This is a genomic window from Nocardioides sp. YIM 152588 (genome assembly GCF_040191335.1).
Lineage (GTDB): Bacteria > Actinomycetota > Actinomycetes > Propionibacteriales > Nocardioidaceae > Nocardioides.
Genome location: NZ_JBEGDJ010000001.1, coordinates 319,626 through 338,912, shown reverse-complemented (window position 1 = coordinate 338,912; position 19,287 = coordinate 319,626). Strand labels below are relative to the sequence as shown.

General features: G+C 73.9%; 20 protein-coding genes. 8 read left to right on the top strand and 12 right to left on the bottom strand.

Translation table 11 applies throughout. The annotated features are described in order from the left end of the window. Positions 1–6: 6 nt before the first annotated feature. Positions 7–756 carry an MBL fold metallo-hydrolase gene (locus ABLM29_RS01680; RefSeq protein WP_349711798.1) on the bottom strand — a complete coding sequence of 250 codons (750 nt, stop codon included), beginning with the start codon at positions 754–756 and terminating at the stop codon, positions 7–9. Positions 757–861: 105 nt separating this feature from the next. Continuing rightward, positions 862–2,367 (bottom strand): DNA recombination protein RmuC, encoded by a 1,506-nt coding sequence (locus ABLM29_RS01675; RefSeq protein ID WP_349711796.1) that lies wholly within the window; start codon positions 2,365–2,367, stop codon positions 862–864. 91 nt (positions 2,368–2,458) lie between these two features. Between ABLM29_RS01675 and ABLM29_RS01670 the strand changes: the two genes are divergently transcribed. Beyond that, complete coding sequence (locus ABLM29_RS01670) at positions 2,459–3,376, top strand: oxidoreductase (protein ID WP_349711794.1); 918 nt, start codon at positions 2,459–2,461, stop codon at positions 3,374–3,376. Here the strand turns inward: ABLM29_RS01670 and ABLM29_RS01665 are convergent. Next, on the bottom strand, positions 3,366–4,067 hold the full coding sequence (locus tag ABLM29_RS01665) for a peptidylprolyl isomerase (RefSeq protein WP_349711792.1): 702 nt from the start codon (positions 4,065–4,067) through the stop codon (positions 3,366–3,368). The two genes, ABLM29_RS01670 and ABLM29_RS01665, sit on opposite strands and share 11 nt — an antisense overlap. A gap of 52 nt (positions 4,068–4,119) precedes the next feature. Here ABLM29_RS01665 and ABLM29_RS01660 point away from each other — a divergent pair, with 52 nt between their 5' ends. Beyond that, positions 4,120–4,989 carry an LLM class F420-dependent oxidoreductase gene (locus ABLM29_RS01660; protein WP_349711790.1) on the top strand — a complete coding sequence of 290 codons (870 nt, stop codon included), beginning with the start codon at positions 4,120–4,122 and terminating at the stop codon, positions 4,987–4,989. Between the two features lie 13 nt (positions 4,990–5,002). Here ABLM29_RS01660 and ABLM29_RS01655 read toward each other — a convergent pair whose 3' ends face one another. Together ABLM29_RS01655 and ABLM29_RS01650 are read right to left on the bottom strand one after the other, a co-directional pair. After that, complete coding sequence (locus ABLM29_RS01655) at positions 5,003–6,295, bottom strand: hypothetical protein (RefSeq protein ID WP_349711788.1); 1,293 nt, start codon at positions 6,293–6,295, stop codon at positions 5,003–5,005. Continuing rightward, the gene (locus tag ABLM29_RS01650; RefSeq protein WP_349711787.1) at positions 6,292–6,807 is read right to left on the bottom strand and encodes a SigE family RNA polymerase sigma factor; all 516 of its coding nucleotides are present in this window, start codon (positions 6,805–6,807) and stop codon (positions 6,292–6,294) included. The genes ABLM29_RS01655 and ABLM29_RS01650 overlap by 4 nt, the downstream gene beginning before the upstream one ends. 188 nt (positions 6,808–6,995) lie before the next feature. Between ABLM29_RS01650 and ABLM29_RS01645 the strand changes: the two genes are divergently transcribed. Both ABLM29_RS01645 and ABLM29_RS01640 read left to right on the top strand, forming a co-directional pair. Further along, the gene (locus ABLM29_RS01645; protein WP_349711785.1) at positions 6,996–8,537 is read left to right on the top strand and encodes an acyl-CoA synthetase; all 1,542 of its coding nucleotides are present in this window, start codon (positions 6,996–6,998) and stop codon (positions 8,535–8,537) included. A gap of 139 nt (positions 8,538–8,676) precedes the next feature. After that, a complete protein-coding gene (locus tag ABLM29_RS01640; protein ID WP_349711783.1) occupies positions 8,677–9,567 on the top strand; it encodes a sulfotransferase in 891 nt (296 codons plus the stop codon). A gap of 16 nt (positions 9,568–9,583) precedes the next feature. Here ABLM29_RS01640 and ABLM29_RS01635 read toward each other — a convergent pair whose 3' ends face one another. Next, positions 9,584–10,867 (bottom strand): competence/damage-inducible protein A, encoded by a 1,284-nt coding sequence (locus ABLM29_RS01635; protein ID WP_349711781.1) that lies wholly within the window; start codon positions 10,865–10,867, stop codon positions 9,584–9,586. A gap of 56 nt (positions 10,868–10,923) precedes the next feature. Between ABLM29_RS01635 and ABLM29_RS01630 the strand changes: the two genes are divergently transcribed. Then, on the top strand, positions 10,924–11,685 hold the full coding sequence (locus ABLM29_RS01630; RefSeq protein ID WP_349711779.1) for an SDR family oxidoreductase: 762 nt from the start codon (positions 10,924–10,926) through the stop codon (positions 11,683–11,685). Here ABLM29_RS01630 and ABLM29_RS01625 read toward each other — a convergent pair. From ABLM29_RS01625 to ABLM29_RS01605, 5 genes are all read right to left on the bottom strand, one after another. Continuing rightward, positions 11,648–12,880, bottom strand: a complete 1,233-nt coding sequence (locus tag ABLM29_RS01625; protein WP_349711777.1) for a mechanosensitive ion channel family protein — start codon at positions 12,878–12,880, stop codon at positions 11,648–11,650. The genes ABLM29_RS01630 and ABLM29_RS01625 overlap by 38 nt on opposite strands. A gap of 69 nt (positions 12,881–12,949) precedes the next feature. After that, the gene (locus ABLM29_RS01620; RefSeq protein WP_349711776.1) at positions 12,950–14,152 is read right to left on the bottom strand and encodes an SGNH/GDSL hydrolase family protein; all 1,203 of its coding nucleotides are present in this window, start codon (positions 14,150–14,152) and stop codon (positions 12,950–12,952) included. Further along, on the bottom strand, positions 14,149–14,739 hold the full coding sequence (locus ABLM29_RS01615) for a TetR/AcrR family transcriptional regulator (RefSeq protein WP_349711774.1): 591 nt from the start codon (positions 14,737–14,739) through the stop codon (positions 14,149–14,151). Before ABLM29_RS01615 ends, ABLM29_RS01620 begins: the two co-directional genes overlap by 4 nt. Positions 14,740–14,805: 66 nt before the next feature. Further along, positions 14,806–15,693, bottom strand: coding sequence for a GNAT family N-acetyltransferase (locus ABLM29_RS01610; protein ID WP_349711772.1), 888 nt, complete (start codon positions 15,691–15,693; stop codon positions 14,806–14,808). 91 nt (positions 15,694–15,784) lie between these two features. Continuing rightward, entirely contained in the window at positions 15,785–16,639 is an 855-nt protein-coding gene (locus tag ABLM29_RS01605; protein ID WP_349711770.1) for an alpha/beta hydrolase family protein, read from the bottom strand. A 258-nt stretch (positions 16,640–16,897) separates the two neighbouring features. Here ABLM29_RS01605 and ABLM29_RS01600 point away from each other — a divergent pair, with 258 nt between their 5' ends. Genes ABLM29_RS01600 through ABLM29_RS01590 form a run of 3 tightly spaced genes read left to right on the top strand, consistent with a single transcriptional unit; the run spans position 16,898 to position 18,179 of the window. Further along, the gene (locus tag ABLM29_RS01600; protein ID WP_349711768.1) at positions 16,898–17,359 is read left to right on the top strand and encodes an SRPBCC domain-containing protein; all 462 of its coding nucleotides are present in this window, start codon (positions 16,898–16,900) and stop codon (positions 17,357–17,359) included. After that, positions 17,356–17,727 (top strand): ArsR/SmtB family transcription factor, encoded by a 372-nt coding sequence (locus tag ABLM29_RS01595; protein ID WP_349711766.1) that lies wholly within the window; start codon positions 17,356–17,358, stop codon positions 17,725–17,727. The genes ABLM29_RS01600 and ABLM29_RS01595 overlap by 4 nt, the downstream gene beginning before the upstream one ends. Positions 17,728–17,732: 5 nt before the next feature. Further along, positions 17,733–18,179 carry an SRPBCC family protein gene (locus ABLM29_RS01590; RefSeq protein ID WP_349711764.1) on the top strand — a complete coding sequence of 149 codons (447 nt, stop codon included), beginning with the start codon at positions 17,733–17,735 and terminating at the stop codon, positions 18,177–18,179. A gap of 21 nt (positions 18,180–18,200) precedes the next feature. On the opposite strand, the gene ABLM29_RS01585 is transcribed toward ABLM29_RS01590, so the two are convergent. Next, on the bottom strand, positions 18,201–19,244 hold the full coding sequence (locus ABLM29_RS01585; RefSeq protein ID WP_349711762.1) for a S66 family peptidase: 1,044 nt from the start codon (positions 19,242–19,244) through the stop codon (positions 18,201–18,203). Positions 19,245–19,287 lie beyond the last annotated feature (43 nt).

The following is a 19,287-nucleotide window of genomic DNA, read 5'->3' as shown; positions in this document are numbered from 1 at the left end:
GGTGGGTCAGGCCCGCGAGGCGGCGGCGAGCGCGGCGGCGACCGCGTCGCCGGGGGAGCCCTGGAACGCGGGACCGTGGCCCGGGACGAGGACGTCCGCCTCCAGGCGCGACAGCGTCTCCAGCGAGGCCAGCGCCGCCTCGCCGTCGTGGTTGAAGAAGGACGGCAGCAGCTGCGGCCCGGGCGTGCGGGCCAGGGCGTGCTCGGTCATGAGGGCGTCGCCGACGAGCAACGCGCCGCGATCGGGCAGGTGGAAGGCGGCGTGCCCCGACGTGTGACCGGGCGTGTGCACGGGGCGCGGCCGCCCCGGCAGGTCCAGCGGGTCGGCCGCGAACGTCTCCACCGATCCCAGCCGATCGACCCGCGCAGCCTTCAGGGCGACGATGTCGCGCATCCACACGGCCACGTCCGGCCGCCAGACCCGCGCCAGCAGCGTCGCGACCGACACCTGCTCGATGCGGGTGCCCGTCGCGTTCGGGACCTCCCGCTCGTGCACCAGCACCGGCGTGCCCACCTCGGTGCGGAAGTACTCGGCGCTGCCCAGGTGGTCCGGGTGGGCGTGGGTGAGGATGACCGCGGCGACGTCGGCCGGCGAGCGCCCCACCTTCTCGAGCGAGGCGATCACCCGTTCCCGGTCGCCCGGGTAGCCGGTGTCGACCAGCGTGACCTCCTCGCCGTCGACCACGAGCACCCACGCCACGTGCTTCGCCCGGGCCTGCCACACGCCGGGGGCCACCTCGCGTACGTCGACATCCACACGCTGCAACGTAGTGGCCGCGCCGGCGGGCGTCGAGGGCCGCGGACGGCTCCTCGGACCGGCTCCTCGGCCCGGGTGCCCGGACCTGTCGCTCGGGTGCTGAGCTCAGCCGGCCTGGGAGTCCTCGACGATCTCGGCCTCGACGGCCCCGTCCGCGTCGGTCGGCTCCGCGAGCCCCAGCGGGAGCTCGTCGCGGTCCAGGTCGGCGATGGCCTCGAAGTCGCCGCTGGTGAGCGCGCGCGGCGCCTCCTCGATCATCGCGGGCGTCGGGATGACGGTGGACTCGTCCATCCGGTCGAGCTTGCGCGCGGTGACCAGCACGCGGCTCTCCAGGGAGCCGGCGAAGCCGTTGTAGGCCTTGATGGTGCTCTCCAGCGAACGCCGCAGCTTCTCGGCGTGCTCGGCCATCTTCACGATCCGCAGGTAGAGCTCCCGGCCGAGGTCGAACAGCTCCTTGGCGTCCTCGGTGAGCACGTCCTGGCGCCAGGTGAAGGCGACGGTCTTGAGGATCGCCCAGAGGTTGGCCGGGGTGGCGAGGACGATCCCCTTGCCGAACGCGTGCTCCAGCAGGGAGGGGTCGGCGTCCAGGGCCGCGGCGAGCAGCTGGTCGTTGGGGATGAAGGCCACCGTGAACTCGGGGCTCGCCGCGAGGCCGGACCAGTAGGACTTCGACGCGAGCGCGTCGACGTGGCCGCGGACCTTCTTGGCGTGCTCGACCAGGTACTGGTGGCGCACGTCCGGCTCGATGTCCTTGCGGCACGCCTCCATGTAGGCGTTGTAGGGCGCCTTGGCGTCGATGGCCATCTGCTTGCCGCCGGGCATGTTGATGACCATGTCCGGGCGGCGCAGGCCGGAGTCGGCCTCGATCTGGCTCTGCAGGCTGAAGTCGACCCGCGAGAGCAGTCCCGCCGACTCGACGAGCGTCTTGAGCTGGGTCTCGCCCCAGAAGCCGCGCACCGCGTTGTTCGAGAGCGCCGAGGCCAGCGTGTCGGCGGCGCGCTTCGACTCCGCGACGGTGTGCTGGGTGGTGCGGAGCTGCTCGGCGAGCTCGCCGTGCTGGAGGTGGCGCGCCTTCTCCATGTCGTCGACCCGCTGCTGCATCGAGCGCAGCTGCTCGGCGACCGGGCTCAGCGTCTTGAGCACCTGGGTGTGCCCCGCGTCGACCCGGGCCCGCTCCTGCTGGGCCTCCTGGTGCTGGCGCAGGGTCTCCTGGTGCTGCTCGCGGGCGGCCTGCAGGCCGGTGCGGTGCTGCTCCTGGGCCGTGAGCAGGGCGGCGCGGTGCTGCTCCTCCGTGGCGCGGATGGCCGCCCGCAGCTCGTCGAGGGACGCGACGGCGCCGGCGAGCCGGCTCTCGACCTCGGCGCGGGCGGCGGCCTCCTGGGAGCGCACCTCGGCGACGATCGCCTGCTGCCGCGCCTCGGCGAGGTGCTCGGCCTGGGCCAGCTCGGCCCGGGCCCGGTCGACCTCGTGGCGCACCGCGTCGGCCTCGGTCCTCGCCCCCGCGGCCTCGCCGCGCACGGCCTCGACCTGGGAGCCCCGGACGACCCAGGCCAGCAGCCCGCCGACGACGACGCCGACGACGAGCCCGATGAGCAGCAGCACGATCTCCATGTCCTCATCCAAACAGCCGGGCGCGACACAAACCTGCGGCCACGCCGTCACTCCGGCCACTGTGACGCGTCCGTTGTGCCAGCCTGGGGCCATGCGCCCCTGGACGGACGTCCCGCCCCAGCGCGGGCGGGTGGTCGTGATCACCGGAGCCAGCTCGGGCATCGGGCTCTCCGCGGCCCGGATCCTGGGCTCGCGCGGCGCCACGCTGGTGCTCGCGTGCCGGAGCGTCGCGAAGGGCGAGGCCGCGGCCCGGACGGTGCCGGGCGTCGACCGGGGGCGGGTGAGCGTGCGCCGGGTGGACGTCGCCGACCTGGACTCGGTCCGGTCCTTCGCGACCGACCTGGCCGCCGACGTGGGCCCGATCGACGTGCTGATCAACAATGCGGGCGTGCTCGGCGTGCCGCACCGGCTCACCCCCGAGGGCGTCGAGCTGCACTTCGCGACCAACTACCTCGGACACTTCGCGCTCACCCAGCTGCTGCTCCCGCAGATCACCGACCGCGTGGTGGTCACCGGCTCCCGGGAGCACCGCTCGGGCCGGCTCGACCTCGACGACCTCGGCTGGCAGCGCCGTCGCTACCGCCGGTTCCGGGCCTACGGCGACTCCAAGCTGGCGGACCTGCTGTTCCTCGCCGAGCTCGACCGGCGCCTGCGGGCGGCCGGCAGCCCGGTCCGGGCCGTCGGCGCCCACCCCGGGGCGACCACCTCGTCGATCACCTCCGGCAGCGGCATCCCGGCGGTCACGGCGATCGCCGGCTTCGGCCAGCGCCTGGTCAGCATGCCGACCTGGCGCGGTGCGCTGTGCACCGTGTACGCGGCCACGATGGACATCCCCGGCGGCACCTACATCGGTCCGCACGGGATCACCGAGATGTGGGGCTGGCCGGCCCCGGCACGACGCAGCGCCCGCGCCGCCGACGAGTCGCTGGCGCGGGCGCTGTGGGAGCGGTCGGTCGCCCTGACCGGGCTCGACCTGCCGGAGCTGCCGGACCTGCCGGTCAGTCGATGACCACGCCGGTGATGTCGATCGCGGTCTTGGGCGTGCCGTCCTCGGGGTCGTTGACGGGGTCGACGCCGGCGTCGGCGGCGTCGGCGATCGCCTCGGTGCCCTCGTCGTCCACGGTGCCGAACACCGTGTAGAGCGGCGGCAGCGCGGTGTCGCCGTACACGATGAAGAACTGGGAGCCGCCGGAGTCGGGCTGGCCCGTGTTGGCCATCGCCAGGGTGCCCTTGCCGTAGGTCTCGCTGCCGTCGTACTCGTCGGGGATCGAGTAGCCCGGGCCGCCGCGGCCGGTGCCGGTCGGGTCGCCGCACTGGAGCACCTCGAAGCCGGTAGCCACGGTGAGCCGGTGGCACGGGGTGTCGTCGAAGTAGCCGGCCTCGGCCAGGGCGACGAACGAGCCCACGGTGCACGGCGCGCCGTCGGCGTCCAGGGTGATCGGCAGGTCCCCGATCGAGGTCTCGATGGTGCCGGCGATCTCGCCGCTCACTGTGGGCTCGGCGGGGGGCAGCGTGACGCCGGGGTCGGAGCCGTCCTCCGTGTAGGTGCAGTCGGTCGACGCGTCGTCGGTGGTGGCGTCGGTGGTCGGCGACTCCGAAGTGGTCGCGTCGGAGGCGGTGGTGTCCTCGTCCCCGCCGCAGGCGGACAGCGTGGCCAGGAGCAGGAGGGCCGGGGCACCGGCGAGCGCGCGCTTGAGCATGGTCCGAAATCGTACGCACCACCCCTGGGCGATCCGGCGTAGGTTCGCCGGTATGGACCTCGGAATCCACTACGCGAACTTCTCCCACCCGCAGTGGGAGACCCGACTGGCGGACCGGCTCACCGGGACCGCGCGGATCGCGGACGAGGGCGGCGTCGCCCTCTTCACGGTCATGGACCACTACTTCCAGATGGAGATGCTGGGCGGCCCGCCCGAGCCGATGCTGGAGGGGTACACCACCCTCGGCTACCTGGCCGGCGTCACCGAGCGCATCGACCTCGGGCTCCTCGTCACCGGCGTCACCTACCGCCACCCGGGCCTGCTGGCGAAGATCGTCACCACCCTCGACGTGCTGTCGCGCGGGCGGGCGTGGCTCAACATCGGGGCGGCCTGGTACGACCGCGAGCACGAGGGGCTGGGCGTGCCGTACCCGCCGACCGCGGAGCGCTTCGAGCGGCTGGAGGAGACGCTGCGGATCGTGCGCCAGATGTGGAGCGACGACGACGGCCCCTTCGAGGGCGAGCACTACCGGCTCGCGGAGACGGTCAACGTGCCGCAGCCGACCCGGGACCGTGTGCCGGTGCTGATCGGTGGGACGGGGGAGAGGAAGACGCTGCGCCTCGTCGCGCAGTACGCCGACGCCTGCAACATCTTCGCCGGAGACGACCCGGCGGAGATGGCCCACAAACTCGAGGTGCTGCGCGGCCACTGCGACGACGTGGGCCGCGACTACGACGAGATCCGCAAGACGATCCTCTACATGAACGACCCGCTAGCCGACGCCGACGCGTTCCTGAAGGCGATGGAGTCCTACGCCGGCCTCGGGGTGTCGCTGGTCGCCACGATGCCGCCGACCGACGACCCGGAGGCGTGGACCACGTCGCTGGTGTCGGACGTGGTGCCGCGCCTCCGGGACCTCTGAGCCGCAGACCGGCTCACCCGTCGGCCAGCGGGCGGTAGACCAGCACCGATCCATCGGCCGGTCGGCCGCGCTCGTCGACCAGCGTCAGCGTGGGACTCTGGCCCGGCCAGACGATGCGGGTGAGGGACCATCCCGTCGCGGATTGGATCCCGGGGGTGCCGCCCGTCCGGCCGTTCCGCGCCAGGCCCACCGAGGCGAGCGGGTCCCCGCCGCCGGCGACGATGCCGATCAGCCGGGGCTCGTCCGTCTCGGTGACCGCGAGTCGGACCCTGCGCCCGGGCGCCTCCTCCAGCTTCCAGAGCCTCCCGTTCGCCTCGATGATCTGGTCGACGTGTGCGCCGGAGACCAGCACGGCCGGGCCGGCGCGATAGATCCCGACGCCCATCTCGACGCCGTCGAACGGAACCGACTCCTCGGAGAAGACACGGTCGGAGGTGAAGATGGTCACCGTGTGGATCCGGGCGTCGAGCCGATCGGCGTCGTTGCCTGGCCGTGTCCAACTGGTGCCGGCGTCCTCGGCGATGCTGCGGGGACCGCAACGTCCGCTGACCACCGTGTCACCGTCGATGGCCATCGATCCGACCACGCCGGTGTCCGCCCCGCGCGCGCAGTCGAAGGAGAAGGCCAGGGACTCGAGCGGCCCCTCGACCTGGAAGCTGACACTGCTCGCACCGTCGGGGAGGAATCCGCCTTCGACGAGGGTGGCCCCGCCCACCTGCTGGCGGTAGACGGCCGTACCGTTGGTGATCCCCTCCGGCAGGACGTCCGTGCGCTCGTAGACCGTCAGGCGCAGGACCGTGTCGTCCGTGACGTCGTTGGCCGCCACGCGCAGGGTCCCCGGCACGGCGTCGATCGGAACCGGAGGCAGCTCGGCGCCCCCGCCGACGAGCCGCCCGACCACGCGGTCGTACTGGTCGAACAGTGTGACCTGCGATCCGTCGGGCAGGTGTGCGGCTGAGACCAGGGCCACCCGCTGGAGGTCGCCCGGCGGGAGCTCGACGGTGACCCCGGCTCCGCCCCGCACGCCGCCCGCCGCCTGGGCGATCGTGTAGTCGAATCCGAGGACGGTGACGTGCTCCGGCACCCGGTCGGCGACGTCGCCGGTGCCGCGCCCGACCAGCACCGGCACGCCGACGGCGACGGCCGCGACCACCGCGGCCACGGCGACCGCCATCGCGCCGTGCCGGCGTCTCCGGATCGCGCGGATCCGACGCTGCACCTGGCCGAGGCGTGCGGGGTCCGGGGCGCCCGTGACGGACGCGGCGTCGCGCTGCAACTGGGCGCGCAGGTCGTCCAGGTCGGTCATCGCGGGCCTCCCTTCGTGTCGACGACCAGGGCGGGGTCGATCCTGAGGTGGGCGAGCGCCTTGTGGAGCTGGCTCTTGACGGTTCCGGTGCTGCAGCCGAGGGCGTCCGCGGTCTCGGCGACGGAGAGGTCCTCGAAGAACCGCAGTACGACGACGGCCCGCTGGCGCCGGGGCAGCCGGGCGAGGGCGCCGGCGAGGTCGTGGCGGTCGACGACCGCCGCGGCGCCGTCGGCGCGGTCGGCCGTCTCCGGCAGGACCTCGGTGGGCCGCTCGCCGTTCCAGCGCCGGCCGCGCCAGCTGGCGTAGGTGGTGACCAGGATCCGCCGGACGTACGGCTCCGGGTGGGTCTCGATCCGGTGCCAGGAGAACCACGCCTTGCTCAGCGCGGTCTGCAGCAGGTCCTCGGCCAGGGCGTGGTCCCGGGTCAGCAGGTAGGCCGTCCGGAGCAGCGCCTGGGAGCGGGCGGCGACGAACGACTCGAAGTCGACGCGGTGGTCGATCTCGGTCGTCACGCGGCCCTCCGTTCGTTCGCTCGCCCTCGGCGGGGTCGGGGTCATGCTGGTAGGACCGTGCGTCCCGGCGGGTCGGTTGCCCGACGTGTCGAGGCAAAATCTGCGCCCGGCGGGACGATCTGAACGATCGTTGAGATTTCCGGCCGAATCCGTGGCGACCGTGACGTGATCGGTGTCACAGTTGCGGCATGTATCCCGGAACCTGGGCCGCGAAGGACCCCGACCGACTCGCCCTCGTCATGGCCGGCTCCGGCCGCAGCCTCACCTACGCCCAGCTCGACGAACGCAGCCTGCGCCTGGCCAACCGGCTCCGCGCTGCCGGGCTGCGCCGCGGCGACGTGGTCGCACTGCTCAGCGACAACACCCCGGAGACCTACGAGGTCTACTGGGCGGCGCTGCGCTCGGGGCTCTACATCACGGCGGTCAACCACAACCTGAGCGCCGACGAGGCGTCGTACATCGTCCGTGACTGCGACGCGAAGGCGATCGTGGTCTCCGCGGCGAAGGCCGAGCTGGTGGCGAGCCTCGACATCGACGTCGCGGAGCGTCTCGCCTACGGGGGAGGGGTCCCCGGCTACGGCGACTACGAGGCCGCGCTGGCCGGCGCCGGTGCCGCGCCGCTGCCCGAGCAGCCCCACGGCGACGACCTGCTCTACTCCTCCGGCACCACCGGGCGCCCCAAGGGGATCAAGCTCCCGCTGCCGGACTTCGCCGTCGACGAGCCCGGCTACCAGTACGTGACCATCTTCGGCGGGCTCTACCAGTTCACCGAGGAGACGGTCTACCTCTCGCCGGCGCCCGTCTACCACGCGGCGCCGCTGCGGTACGGCGGCGTGGTGCACGCCCTGGGCGGGACGCTGGTGATGATGGAGAAGTTCGACGCCGAGGGCTTCCTCGCCGCGGTCGAGAGGTTCGGCGTCACCCACACCCAGTGCGTGCCCACGATGTTCGTGCGGATGCTCAAGCTGCCCGAGGAGGTCCGGGGCGGCTACGACCTGTCGTCCCTGCGGTACGTCATCCACGCCGCCGCGCCGTGCCCGGTCGAGGTCAAGCAGAGGATGATCGACTGGTTCGGCCCGATCATCTACGAGTACTACGCCTCGACCGAGGCCAACGGCGCCACGATGATCGACTCCCAGCAGTGGCTGGCCCACCCGGGCTCCGTCGGCGTCCCGCTGCTCGGGGTCCCGCACATCTGCGCCGAGGACGGCACCGAGCTCGCGCGCGGCGAGGTGGGCACGATCTACTTCGAGCGCGAGGGCTTCGACGGGCCGTCGTTCGCCTACCACAAAGACCCCGCGAAGACGGCGGCCACGCAGCACCCGGCGCACGCGAACTGGACCACCGTCGGCGACCTCGGCTACCTCGACGACGACGGGTACCTCTACCTCACCGATCGCAAGGCGTTCATGATCATCAGCGGCGGGGTGAACATCTACCCGCAGGAGGTCGAGGACCTGCTCACCCTGCACCCGGCGGTCACCGACATCGCCGTGATCGGGGTCCCGGACGAGGAGATGGGCGAGCGGGTGGTCGCCTTCGTCGAGGCCGCCGAGGGCTACGCCCCCGGCGAGGTGCTCGCCGAGGAGCTGATCGGTTATGCCCGCGAGCGGATCGCCCACTTCAAGGTGCCGCGCGAGGTGCACTTCACCGACAGCCTGCCCCGCACACCCACCGGGAAGATGGTCAAGGGGAAGCTGCGCGAGGTGTACGCCCAGCTGGCGGGGTGACTGATCGTTCGGCGTCGTCACAACCGGATTGGCCCCTTTTGGGGGAGAAATGGGGCCAATCGGGTTGTGACGACGCGTCCTGGCGGCATGATCGCCGGGTGGCGCAGGTGAGGCGCCGAGGGGAGGCACAGTGGGCCTGGTGAAGAGCGAGCTCCCGCAGGGGACCCGGCGGCCGATCCTGGTGACCGGCGTCCCGAGGTCGGGGACCACGTGGCTGGCGCGGCTGCTGGCGCGCGCACCCGGCACGGCGATGGCCGGCCGGGAGCCGATGAACGCGCACAACCGGCAGTACGGGCTCGGCGGCACCCTGCCCGGCTGGGCCCGGCTCACGGACCCGACGCCGGGGCAGCGGCGGCGCCTGGCGCTGGCCTACCGGGGGCTGAACCCGTTCGTCTTCAGCCGCTACGGCAGCGGCCAGTGGCGGGCGCCGCTGCCCGGGACCCGGGTCGTGGTCAAGGACCCCTACGCCCTCGCGTCGATCCCCACGGTCGCCGAGGTGACCGGCGCCGTCCCCGTGCTGCTCTTCCGGCACCCCGGCGCCGTGCTGGCCAGCTATCGCCGGATGGGCTGGTCGCCCGGGCTCGCCCCGCTCTGCGCGATGCTGGAGGAGCAGGGGTTGACCGAGATCGTGGAGCGCTCCGGTGTGCGCGCCGACCTGGAGCCGTCCTCGGCCGAGGCCCTCGGCCGGTTCTGGACGGCCCTGCACGAGCTGGCGCTCGACGACATCGCGAGCGCCGGTACGCCGGTGGTCGTGGTCTCCCACCGCGAGCTGGCGATCGGCGGCGCGGACGCCGGCCGGGCGCTCGCCGGCCGGCTCGGCCTGACCTGGTCCGACGAGATGACCGCCGACCTCGAGCGCGAGTCCTCCGGCCCCGTCGACCCGAACCAGCTGCACAACTTCGACCGCAACCCTGCCGAGGTCGCCGACGCCTGGCGCGCGAAGCTGCCGGAGGAGGACGTGGCGGAGGTCGAGGCCATCGCCGCGGGCACGCTGGCCCGGTTGGAGGAGCTGCGGGGCGCCGGGGCCTGACGCCCCGCCCCGTGGCTCAGTCGGCGGTGCCGGCGACCGCCTCCCGCAGCAGGTGCAGGAGGCAGGTGACCGACCGCCCCCGGATCGCGGCCCGGTCGCCGCTCAGCCGCAGCGCCCGGTGCCACCGGCGGTCGGCCGTGGTCACGGCGATGTGCACCAGTCCGACCGGCTTGTCGGCGGTCCCACCGTCGGGTCCGGCGACGCCCGTCGTGGACAGGCCGTACGTCGTACCGAGCCGGGCGCGGGCGCCGTCGGCCATCGCCAGGGCGACCTCCTCGCTGACCGCGCCGTGGCGGGCGAGGAGCTCCTCGGGCACCGCGACCTCCGCGGTCTTCGCCTCGTTGGCGTAGGTGACGAACCCGCCGAGCAGGTAGCGGGAGGAGCCGGGCAGGTCGGCCAGCCGGCCGGCCACCAGGCCCGCGGTGCACGACTCGGCGGTGGCCACCGTCGCGCCGCGCTCCACCAGCAGGTCGGCGACCACCCGGTCCACGGTCCGGCCGTCGGTCGCGAAGACCTGGCCGCCGAACCGCTCGACGAGGGCCCGCTCGAGGCGACGGTAGTCCTCGGCCGCCTCGGGGGAGTGGCGGGTGACCACCTCCAGCTCGCCGTCGCGCAGGCAGGTGCTGACCTCCAGCCCGGCCGCGTCGTGGCGGGTCTCGTGGTCGCGGAGCAGCCCGGCGAGCTCGGCCTCCGGAGGGCCCCAGATCCGCACGGTCTCCTCCAGCAGCGGGACGGCGTCGGCGAGCGCGTCGCGGACCTCGGGCGCGGCGAGGGCCGCCGGCCACATCCGGCGCAGCTCGCCGGGAGGTCCGGGCAGCACGACGACGGGCGGGCCGCCGGCCTCCCCGGCGGGGACGACCAGCCCGGGCGCCGTGCCGGCGGGCTCGAGGACCCGTGCCCCGCGGGGGACGAGGGCCTGCTTCGCGGTGCCCGCGTCGACCTCGGCCGCCGGGGAGTCCCACCCGCGCTGGGCGTACAGCCGCTCGACGATGGCCCCGATGCGCTCGCGCAGGGCGGGGTCCTCCGCCATCTCCCGGCCCTGGAACCGGGCCACCACGGCGGCGGTCAGGTCGTCGGCGGTCGGCCCGAGCCCCCCGGTGGTGACCACCAGGTCGTTCGTGGCGGCCAGGTGCCGCAGCGCGGCGAGCAGGTCGTCGGGACGGTCGCCGACGACGGCCACCTGGCCCACCTCGACGCCGGACCGGCGCAGCTCCTCGGCCAGCCACGGACCGTTCGCGTCGGCGACCCGGCCGGTGAGCACCTCGGTACCGGTCACGAGGATCCCCGCACGCGCGCGCATGCGGCAGATCGTAGACGGGGGCGCGGACCCGCCGCGGCCGCTGCCAGGATGGAGCGGTGCCGGACGAGACCGTGGCCGACGAGACGGCGAGACGACCGATCGCGCTGATCACCGGCGGCAGCCGGGGGATCGGCGCCGCGACCGCGCGGGCGCTGGCGCCGGACTGGGACGTCGTGGTGACCTACCGCGTCGCCGCGGGCGAGGCCGCGGCGGTGGTCGACGGGTGCCGCGCGCTGGGGGCCGCGGCCTGGGCGCTGCCCTGCGACGTCGCCGACCCGGACCAGGTCGAGCCGCTGTTCGCCCGGGTCGACGAGCTCGGGACGCTCGGCGCGGTCGTCAACAACGCCGGCGTCGTCCCGCCGCCGGGGCGGGTGGCCGACTACGACGCCGCCCGGCTGGACCGGCTGCTGGCGGTCAACGTGCGCGGGGCCTTCCTGGTCGCGGGCGCGGCGGTACGCCGGATGGCGACCTCGGCCGGCGGCGCCGGCGGGGTCATCGTCAACCTCTCCTCCCGCGCCGCCGTCCACGGCTCCCCGGGCGAGTACGTCGACTACGCGGCCAGCAAGGCGGCGGTGGACGCGCTCACCACCGGCCTCGGGGGCGAGGTCGCCCGGGACGGCATCCGCGTCGTCGGCGTCCGTCCCGGGCTGATCGAGACCGACATCCACGCGCCGGGGCGGCTGGAGCGGATGGGCCCCGCCCTGCCGATGGGCCGGCCGGGGACCGCGGAGGAGGTGGCCGGGGCGATCGCCTGGCTGGTCTCCCCGGCGGCGTCCTACGTCACGGCGACGTCGGTTGACGTGGGCGGGGGTCGTTGACGACCTGGTCGCCCATGGCGGCCGCTCGCCGCTCCTCCTCGGCGACCTCCTCCAGGTCGATCTGACCGGTCGCGCGGGCGGCGCGCTCCTCGGCCGCCTCGTCGCCGTGGAACAGGCCGCCGGTGTCGGTGCGCGGCGTGCGGATGACCGTGCGCGGCGCCTCCACCAGCTCGGTCCGGACGCGGGGCATCCCGCGCTCGGCGTTCTCGCGGACCCAGGCGACCAGGTGCTCGCGGACGTGGCAGCGCAGGTCGAAGAGGGTGGGTGCGTCGCGGGCGGTGACCAGCACCCGCACGCGCACGTAGCCGCCGACGGCGTCGGTGACCTGGACGACCTTGGCCCGCCCGTCCCACAGGTCGGTGACCTCCAGCGCCCGGTCGACCTCGACCCGCAGGGCGGCGGTGTCCACGCGCCAGTCGAGGTCGAGCTCGACGGAGCCGAGGAGCTCGGCGCTCTTGCGGGTCCAGTTCTGGAACGGGGTGGTGGTGAAGTAGCTGGACGGCAGGACCAGGCGGCGCTCGTCCCAGAGGCGGACCACGACGTAGGTCAGGGTCAGCTCGTCGATCCAGCCCCACTCGCCCTCGACGATCACCGCGTCGTCGAGGCGGATCGCGTCGCTGAACGCAAGCTGGAGGCCGGCGAACACGTTGCCGAGCACCGAGGTGGCCGCGAGCCCGGCCACGATGCTGATCACGCCGGCCGAGGCGAGCACGCTGGCGCCGTACGCCTCCACGGAGGGGATGCTGAGGAGCACCGCGCCGACCGTGACCACCGCTCCGGCGACCCAGACGAGCCGACGCAGGATCATCACCTGGGTCCGCAGCCGCCGGGCGGCGCGGTTGTCGGACCGGGCCACGTCCTCGGCGTTGTGGAGGAGCGCGACGTCGACCAGGAACACCAGGACGACGGTGAGCAGCCAGCCGGCGGCGAGGACCGTCGCCACCGTCGCGCCGCCTGAGATCGCGTTCCAGGCGGGCAGGTTCCGGCCCTCGCCGAGGTCCGCGAGGACGGGGGTGAGCGCCACCAGCACGACGAGCGCCCGGAACGGGATCCGGGCTCGGTCGGCGAGCCTCTCGGCCGGTGGCCACCGTCTGGCCAGCATCCGGAGCGCGGTCCGGACGCCGGCGATGACGGCGACGGCGATGGCGAGGGCGACGGTCGCGGCGGTGAGCAGGTGCACGATCGGGTCGGCCATCGATCCAGGGTGACGGCCCGCGCCGGGGAACCGAAGGGTTATGTGGCGCGTTCCACATCCATCCGGGGATCAGTGCGCGGCGGTCGTGACCGCCTTCACTGCGAGCGGGCCCGCGGGCGCGAACGCCCGCGCGGCGAACCGCTCGCCCATCACGAGGTGGGTCGCGCCGTCGGGGTGCAGGGCGTCGGGGAGCGGCAGGGCCTCGGCGTCCCCGGGGCCGTAGAGCTCCCGGCCGTCGAGCAGGTGCAGGTGCTCGTCCTCGGCCCGCCGCTCCTCGACGATCCGGGCGAGCTCGGCCCGGATGGTGCCGAGCGTCAGCGCGCCGGAGGCGATGCCCGACGGGTCGCCGGCGGCGACGAACGAGAGCCGGCCCTCGGCCATCGCGGACAGGTCCGGGGCGCTGGGGCCCGGCGTCTCCTCGTGGATCGGGCACAGCACCGGCGAGACGACGAGCAGCGGCGTCGTCGGGTGGCCGTCGCGGACGGTGTCCAGGAAGCCGTGCACCGCCGCCCGGAAGGCGCGCAGCCGCATCGCGTCCTGGTTGACCAGGTTGATGCCGATCTTCACGCTGATCAGGTCGGCGGCCGTGTCGCGCATGGCGCGGGCCGTGAACGGGTCGAGCAGGGCGCTGCCGCCGAATCCGAGGTTGACCAGCTCGACCCCGCCGAGCCGCGCCGCGACCGCGGGCCAGGCGCCGGTCGGGTGGGCGGCGTTCGAGCCCTGGCTGATCGAGCTGCCGTGGTGGAGCCAGACCGGCCGCGGGTCGTCGGTCGCCGCGCGCACCGGGGCGTCGGCGCGCAGCGCGACCAGGACGGTCGTCTCGTCGTGGGGCAGCCAGACCTCGATGCGCTTCGTGACCGGCTCGAGGCCGTCGAACGTGACCGTCCCGGCGGTGCCGGGCTCGAGGTCGAAGCCGCCGCGGGCCATGTCGATGACCAGCCGGTCGCCGCCGGTGACCGTGCGCTGGGCGGCGTGGCGCCCGTCGACCACGAGGTCGTAGGCGCCGTCCGGGCGCGCCGGCGCGCCGACGTACACGCGCTTGGTCGGGATCGTGTCGAGCTCCACGACCGTCGCCGAGGTCTCCAGCACCAGCCGTACGCCGGCCGGCTGCGACTCGACCATCAGCAGCTGCCCGTCGGCCGACTGCGCGCGGGCGCGAGCCGGGAGCCGGTGCGGCAGCAGGCCGCGCTCGGTCCGCTCGATCTCGAGCGCCCCGCGGACGAGCTCGGCGGTGATCGGGACCTCGCGGATCGGTGTGCGGTGGTGGGTCATCGTGTCCCTTCCGGGGTGGGGGTGGTGGACCAGGCGCGCAGCGTCCGGTCGAGGCCGTCGAGGATCCGCTCCCACGACTGCTGGCTGGGCGGGGCGCTGTGGCTGAAGCCGCCGGCGAGCTCGAGGCTGATGAAGCCGTGGAACGTGCTGCCGAGAAGGCGCACGGCGTGGGTCTCGTCGAGCGGGGAGAGCCCGTAGCCCCGCAGCGCTGCGACGGTGAGCGCGGCGATCCGGGGGCCGGCGCTGCTCGCCGCCGCGTCGGGGGAGAGCGGGTGACGCATGGCGTCGTACCGGCCCGGGTGGGTCCGGGCGTAGTCCCGGTAGGCGTCGCCGAGCGCCACCAGCGCCTCCCGACCGGCCCGCCCCGCCAACGCCTCGGACGTCCGGTCGGCGACCTCGTCGAGTGCGAGCAGGGCGATCCGGGCGCGGAGGTCGTCGGCGTTGGCGACGTGGGAGTAGAGGCTCGCGACCCGTACGCCGAGGCGCCGGGCGAGCTCGGAGGGCGTGGCGTGGGCGAAGCCCACCTCGTCGGCCAGCGCGGCGCCCGCGCGGACGACGGTGTCGGTGGACAGGCCGGCTCGCTGCACGACCTCAACCTAAAGCCTTTAGGTTTTTGGTGGGTAATCGTAGGTTCGCCGGCAGGGCGGGGTCGCTCAGCGCAGCGGGCGCATCAGCCAGCAGGTGCTGCTGTGCGGCGCGTAGCCGAGCTGGTCGTTGACGTGCCGGATGCCCGGGTTCTCCTTGGCGTTGTCGGTGAGCACCGTCCGGACGCCGAGCTCCCTGGCATGGGCGTGCAGGACCTCCTTGGTCCGGCGGGCGAGGCCGCCGCCCCGGCGGGCCGGATCGACGCCCGTGTAGACCACGTGCATCCGGTCGCCGTCCGCCACCGCGAAGGAGATGGCCGCCGGGGCGCCGGCGACCCGCGCCAGCGCCGCCACCGGTCGCTGCCCGGGCGCGGGGGTGTCGCGGAAGCCGGCCAGGCTGAGCACGAGCCCGAGCTCGAACTCCGGGTTGGTCTGGCTCGCCAGCAGCATCTCCTCGACCGCCCGCTCGTCCTCGAAGCGCAGGTCGTCGCACGCGGTGACCTCCACGCCCTCCATGGGCCGCGGCATCCGGGCGTGCGACACGTCCAGCGTCGTCGTGTCCGACCGCCCGACGGGCTCGAACCCCCAGTGGCGGGCGACCGCCAGCGACGCGGAGTCGTCGGCGAAGGCGCTGGCGGTCAGCCGGGTCAGGTCCTCCGGGATGTCGGCCACCAGGTCGGCGCGCAGCCGAGAGGCGACGCCTCGGCCCCGGTGGTCGGGCCGCACCCAGATCATCGAGAACAGCGCTCCCGTCGGCTGGTTGGAGGCTGCCCGGGCCACCGCGACCCCGGCCCAGGTGCCGTCCGGGGCGCGCGCGACCAGGATGCGCAGGAAGGTGGCGGTCTCCGGGTCCAGCGAGGCCCGCAGGATCACCCGGTCCGTCCGTGGGTCGTGCGTGGTGACGAACGCGACGAACGCGTCGGCCTCCCGGGGCAGCACGGCCTCCGCGACGTCCATGGCCGCAGTGTGCCGGAAGGTCATCGCCCGCGCACGGCACGAGCCGCCGGATCCGGGACCCGGCGGCTCGCGTGGCGCTCGATCGGTGGTGTCAGGCGGGGCAGGTGTCCCGGTAGTCCGAGAGGTAGTAGGAGCTCGGGCCGGGGCAGAGGTACGGGTCGTACCGGGTGTCCTCGTCGACGTACCGCTTGAGCCAGGAGACGAACAGGCGACCCTGCCAGTCGTCGTCGCTGTTGGCGATCAGGTGGCCGGCGTTGTTGATCTCGCCGTACGCCTTCTCGGGCGCGCCCGAGAGGGAGTTGTAGAACGGGATGGAGTGCGAGGAGACGCCGGCGATCGTGTCGTTCTCGGCGCCGATGATCATGGTCGGGATGCGGACCCCCGGCCACGTCTTGTCGGTGTGCCACGGCTGGAGCGCGACGGCCGCCTTCACGATGCCGGGCGCGTTGTCGGCGGCGTACAGCGTGCCGCCACCGCCCATCGAGTGGCCGGCGACCGCGATCCGGGACTCGTCGAGACGGGCCGCGACGGCGCTGGGGGCGTCCTCGGTGAGGTACTCCACGCCGGCGAGGATCTGCCGTCCGCGGGTGTTCGGGTAGTCGTAGACGGTGTTGGTGTCGATCACCAGCACGACGAAGCCGTGGGAGGCCACCCGGCGGGCGAGCGGGATGTACTGGCTGGCCCGGGCGGTGAACCCGGGGGAGAAGACCACGCCGCCGAAGGTGCCCTCGGAGGTGGAGTTCGGGTAGTAGATCGTGCCGCCGCCGAAGCCGGAGACGAAGGAGGACACCGAGTCGGTGCTCACCGAGAAGGATCCGCTGCCGAGCAGGCTGCTCTCTGAGGGCGCGGGTCCGCGCTCGTAGCCTTCGGCCTGGGCGGGGCTCGCCACCAGGCCGGCGAGGGGGAGGGTCAGGGCGGCTGCAATCGCGCCGAGTCGGATTGCCATTTTTCGCACGTGGAGCTCCTTTGTCGGGGGCCGTCTATCCGGCCGCTCGGCTCCGACGCTAGGGGGGTAAGTGTGTCGGGCGTCACAGTCGCGTGGCCACGTACTGATTGGGCGGAATGCCCAAGTCGTCGCCTTGTGCGGTCGCCACAATTCGGGCCGCCGCGCGGGACGCAGGCCGAGTTATGCGCAACTGATGGTTGCGCTTCCACGTCTCCCCGGCGTAACGTCATTGGCAACCAAAGGTTGCAGGAGGCAGCGATGGACCTGGGCAGCATCGAGCGCGAGATCTACGTCGACGCCACCCCGGAGGTGGTCTTCGAGGTGGTCAGCAGTCCCGAGCACATCACGGGCTGGTGGCCGGACGAGGCGCGCTACGTGGCGCGCCCCGGCTCGTCGGGCGAGATCGTCTTCGGCGACCCCGCGGCCGGGGGAGGTGCCACCGGGTTCAGCGTGCTGGAGGTCTACCCGCCGACCACGTTCTCGTTCCGGTGGACGCAGGCCGTCGACGAGGAGGCGACCGAGGGCAACTCGCTGCTGGTCACGTTCTCGCTGACGCCGGCGGGGGAGGGCACGCTCCTGCGGATGGTCGAGACGGGGTTCCGCGAGCGCGGGTGGGAGCAGGCCGTCCTCGAGCAGCAGTACCGCGAGCACGTCGCCGGCTGGGACCACTTCCTGCCTCGGCTGCCGGACTACGCGGCCACGCTGGGGGCCCGCGCGTGACGCAGCCGGTGGACGACGACCTGTGGTCGGCGGTGGGGGACCCGATGCGCCGGCGGCTCCTCGACCTGCTCCTCGCCGAGGGGCCCGGCACGGCGACGTCGCTGAGCGAACGGGTGCCGGTGACCCGCCAGGCGGTGTCGAAGCACCTCGGCGTCCTCGACCGGGTCGGGCTGCTGCGGGTCGAGGCCGCCGGCCGCGAGCGCCGCTACCGGGTCGACGAGGCCCAGCTGGGGCGAGCGGTCGCCCAGCTCAACGCCGTCGGCGCGGCCTGGGACGGCCGCCTGCAGCGCATCAAGCGGATCGCCGAGGCGGTCCAGCGGGAACGGGGTCGGCAGGCCGGCCCCGACGAGCGACGGACGAAGGAGTGATCGGGATGGTCGACATCCTGCACCGGGTCGGGGTGCGAGCCGCGGGCCCGGAGAAGGTCTACGAGGCGCTGACCGAGGTCGACGCGCTCGCCGGCTGGTGGACGACGGAGACGAGCGGGTCCGGCGTACCGGGCGGGGAGCTGCGGTTCCGGTTCCCGCCGGTCGGCGGGTTCGACATGGACGTCCTGGAGGCGGTGCCCGACAAGCGGGTGGTGTGGCGCGTCGCGGACGGCCCCGAGGAGTGGATCGGCACCACCGTCGAGTGGGACCTGCGGCAGGACGGCGGCTGGACCGTCGTGCTGTTCCGGCACGCCGGCTGGCGCGAGCCGGTCGAGTTCATGCACCACTGCAGCACCAAGTGGGCGACGTTCCTGCTGAGCCTCAAGGCGCTGGTCGAGACCGGCCGCGGGGCTCCGGCGCCCGGGGACGTGCAGATCAGCGACTGGCACTGATCCGGTACGACGGCGGCGGGCTCACGCGTAGTCGGCGTACAGGCGCCGGGCGGCGCCGTCGACGGTCATCGCGCCGCCGTACGGGACGATCCACTGCGGCTGCGTGTGGCCGAACGGCGGGCCCACCACGACGACGGCGTCCGCGTTGTAGCGGGTGACCGTCTCGATGGCGGCGTCCCGCTGCTCCTCCCGCCGCCGGCGTCGGACCTCGCTGCTCGGCCGGTCGGTGAAGTTCGACGTCGGCGGCCGCGCCACCACGACGGCGGCGACGCGGTCGAGCATCCCGCGCTCGCCGAGGATCCGCACGATCCAACCGAACTCCCGGGCGGGGATCAGGTCCTCCGAGCTCTCCAGGAGCAGCACGGCGCCGTCGAGCACGCCGGGATCGTCGGGGAACCGGCCCGTGGCGAGCACCCACTGGACGACCTCGATGCAGCCGCCCCAGGTGCGCCCGGTGACGCGGCGGTCGGGTCCCGCCCAGGTCCACGGCCCGGTGGGCTCCCGGTCGCCGTGCTCGGTGAGCGCGCGCGGGGTGGTCCACTCGTGCCCGAAGTCCTCGGACTCGCCGGGCTCGGTGATCTCCAGCGTCCCGCCGGCCAGCAGCGCCGCGCGCAGCGACGCCTCGTGGACCGGGTCGACCCCGGGGCCGGGGCCGAGGTGCACCTGGGTGGAGCCGCCGTAGAACCCGGCGACGCCGTGCGTCCAGAGCCAGTTGAGGAGGTTGGTGTTGTCGCTGTAGCCGAGGAACGGCTTCGGGTCGTCCCGGACCGCCGCGGCGTCGAGGTGCGGGACCACGGTGATCTGGTCCTCGCCGCCGATCGTCGCGAGCACGGCCCGGATGGACGGGTCGGCGAACGCCGCGTTGAGGTCGGCGGCCCGGTCGCGCGGGTCCGCGTCGAGGCGGCGCGTGGTCGGGTACTCGACGGGCTCCAGGCCGGTGATGGCGCGCAGCCGCGCCATCGCCTGCTCGTGCACCTCCGGGCCGACCGCGGGCGCCGCGAACGAGGGGGAGAGGACCGCGACCCGGTCGCCCGGGCGGGCCTTCGGCGGGTGGACCAGCTCCATCCCCCGACACTAGTGACCTGCACTTGAAATCCGCACCCTCAGT

Excerpts from the sequence above, each read along its gene's own strand:
- ABLM29_RS01675 (WP_349711796.1), bottom strand. The coding sequence starts at position 2,367 with ATGGAGATCGTGCTGCTGCTCATCGGGCTCGTCGTCGGCGTCGTCGTC.
- ABLM29_RS01670 (WP_349711794.1), top strand. The coding sequence starts at position 2,459 with ATGCGCCCCTGGACGGACGTCCCGCCCCAGCGCGGGCGGGTGGTCGTG.
- ABLM29_RS01665 (WP_349711792.1), bottom strand. The coding sequence starts at position 4,067 with ATGCTCAAGCGCGCGCTCGCCGGTGCCCCGGCCCTCCTGCTCCTGGCC.
- ABLM29_RS01660 (WP_349711790.1), top strand. The coding sequence starts at position 4,120 with ATGGACCTCGGAATCCACTACGCGAACTTCTCCCACCCGCAGTGGGAG.
- ABLM29_RS01655 (WP_349711788.1), bottom strand. The coding sequence starts at position 6,295 with ATGACCGACCTGGACGACCTGCGCGCCCAGTTGCAGCGCGACGCCGCG.
- ABLM29_RS01645 (WP_349711785.1), top strand. The coding sequence starts at position 6,996 with ATGTATCCCGGAACCTGGGCCGCGAAGGACCCCGACCGACTCGCCCTC.
- ABLM29_RS01635 (WP_349711781.1), bottom strand. The coding sequence starts at position 10,867 with ATGCGCGCGCGTGCGGGGATCCTCGTGACCGGTACCGAGGTGCTCACC.
- ABLM29_RS01625 (WP_349711777.1), bottom strand. The coding sequence starts at position 12,880 with ATGGCCGACCCGATCGTGCACCTGCTCACCGCCGCGACCGTCGCCCTC.
- ABLM29_RS01620 (WP_349711776.1), bottom strand. The coding sequence starts at position 14,152 with ATGACCCACCACCGCACACCGATCCGCGAGGTCCCGATCACCGCCGAG.
- ABLM29_RS01610 (WP_349711772.1), bottom strand. The coding sequence starts at position 15,693 with ATGGACGTCGCGGAGGCCGTGCTGCCCCGGGAGGCCGACGCGTTCGTC.
- ABLM29_RS01605 (WP_349711770.1), bottom strand. The coding sequence starts at position 16,639 with ATGGCAATCCGACTCGGCGCGATTGCAGCCGCCCTGACCCTCCCCCTC.
- ABLM29_RS01600 (WP_349711768.1), top strand. The coding sequence starts at position 16,898 with ATGGACCTGGGCAGCATCGAGCGCGAGATCTACGTCGACGCCACCCCG.
- ABLM29_RS01590 (WP_349711764.1), top strand. The coding sequence starts at position 17,733 with ATGGTCGACATCCTGCACCGGGTCGGGGTGCGAGCCGCGGGCCCGGAG.
- ABLM29_RS01585 (WP_349711762.1), bottom strand. The coding sequence starts at position 19,244 with ATGGAGCTGGTCCACCCGCCGAAGGCCCGCCCGGGCGACCGGGTCGCG.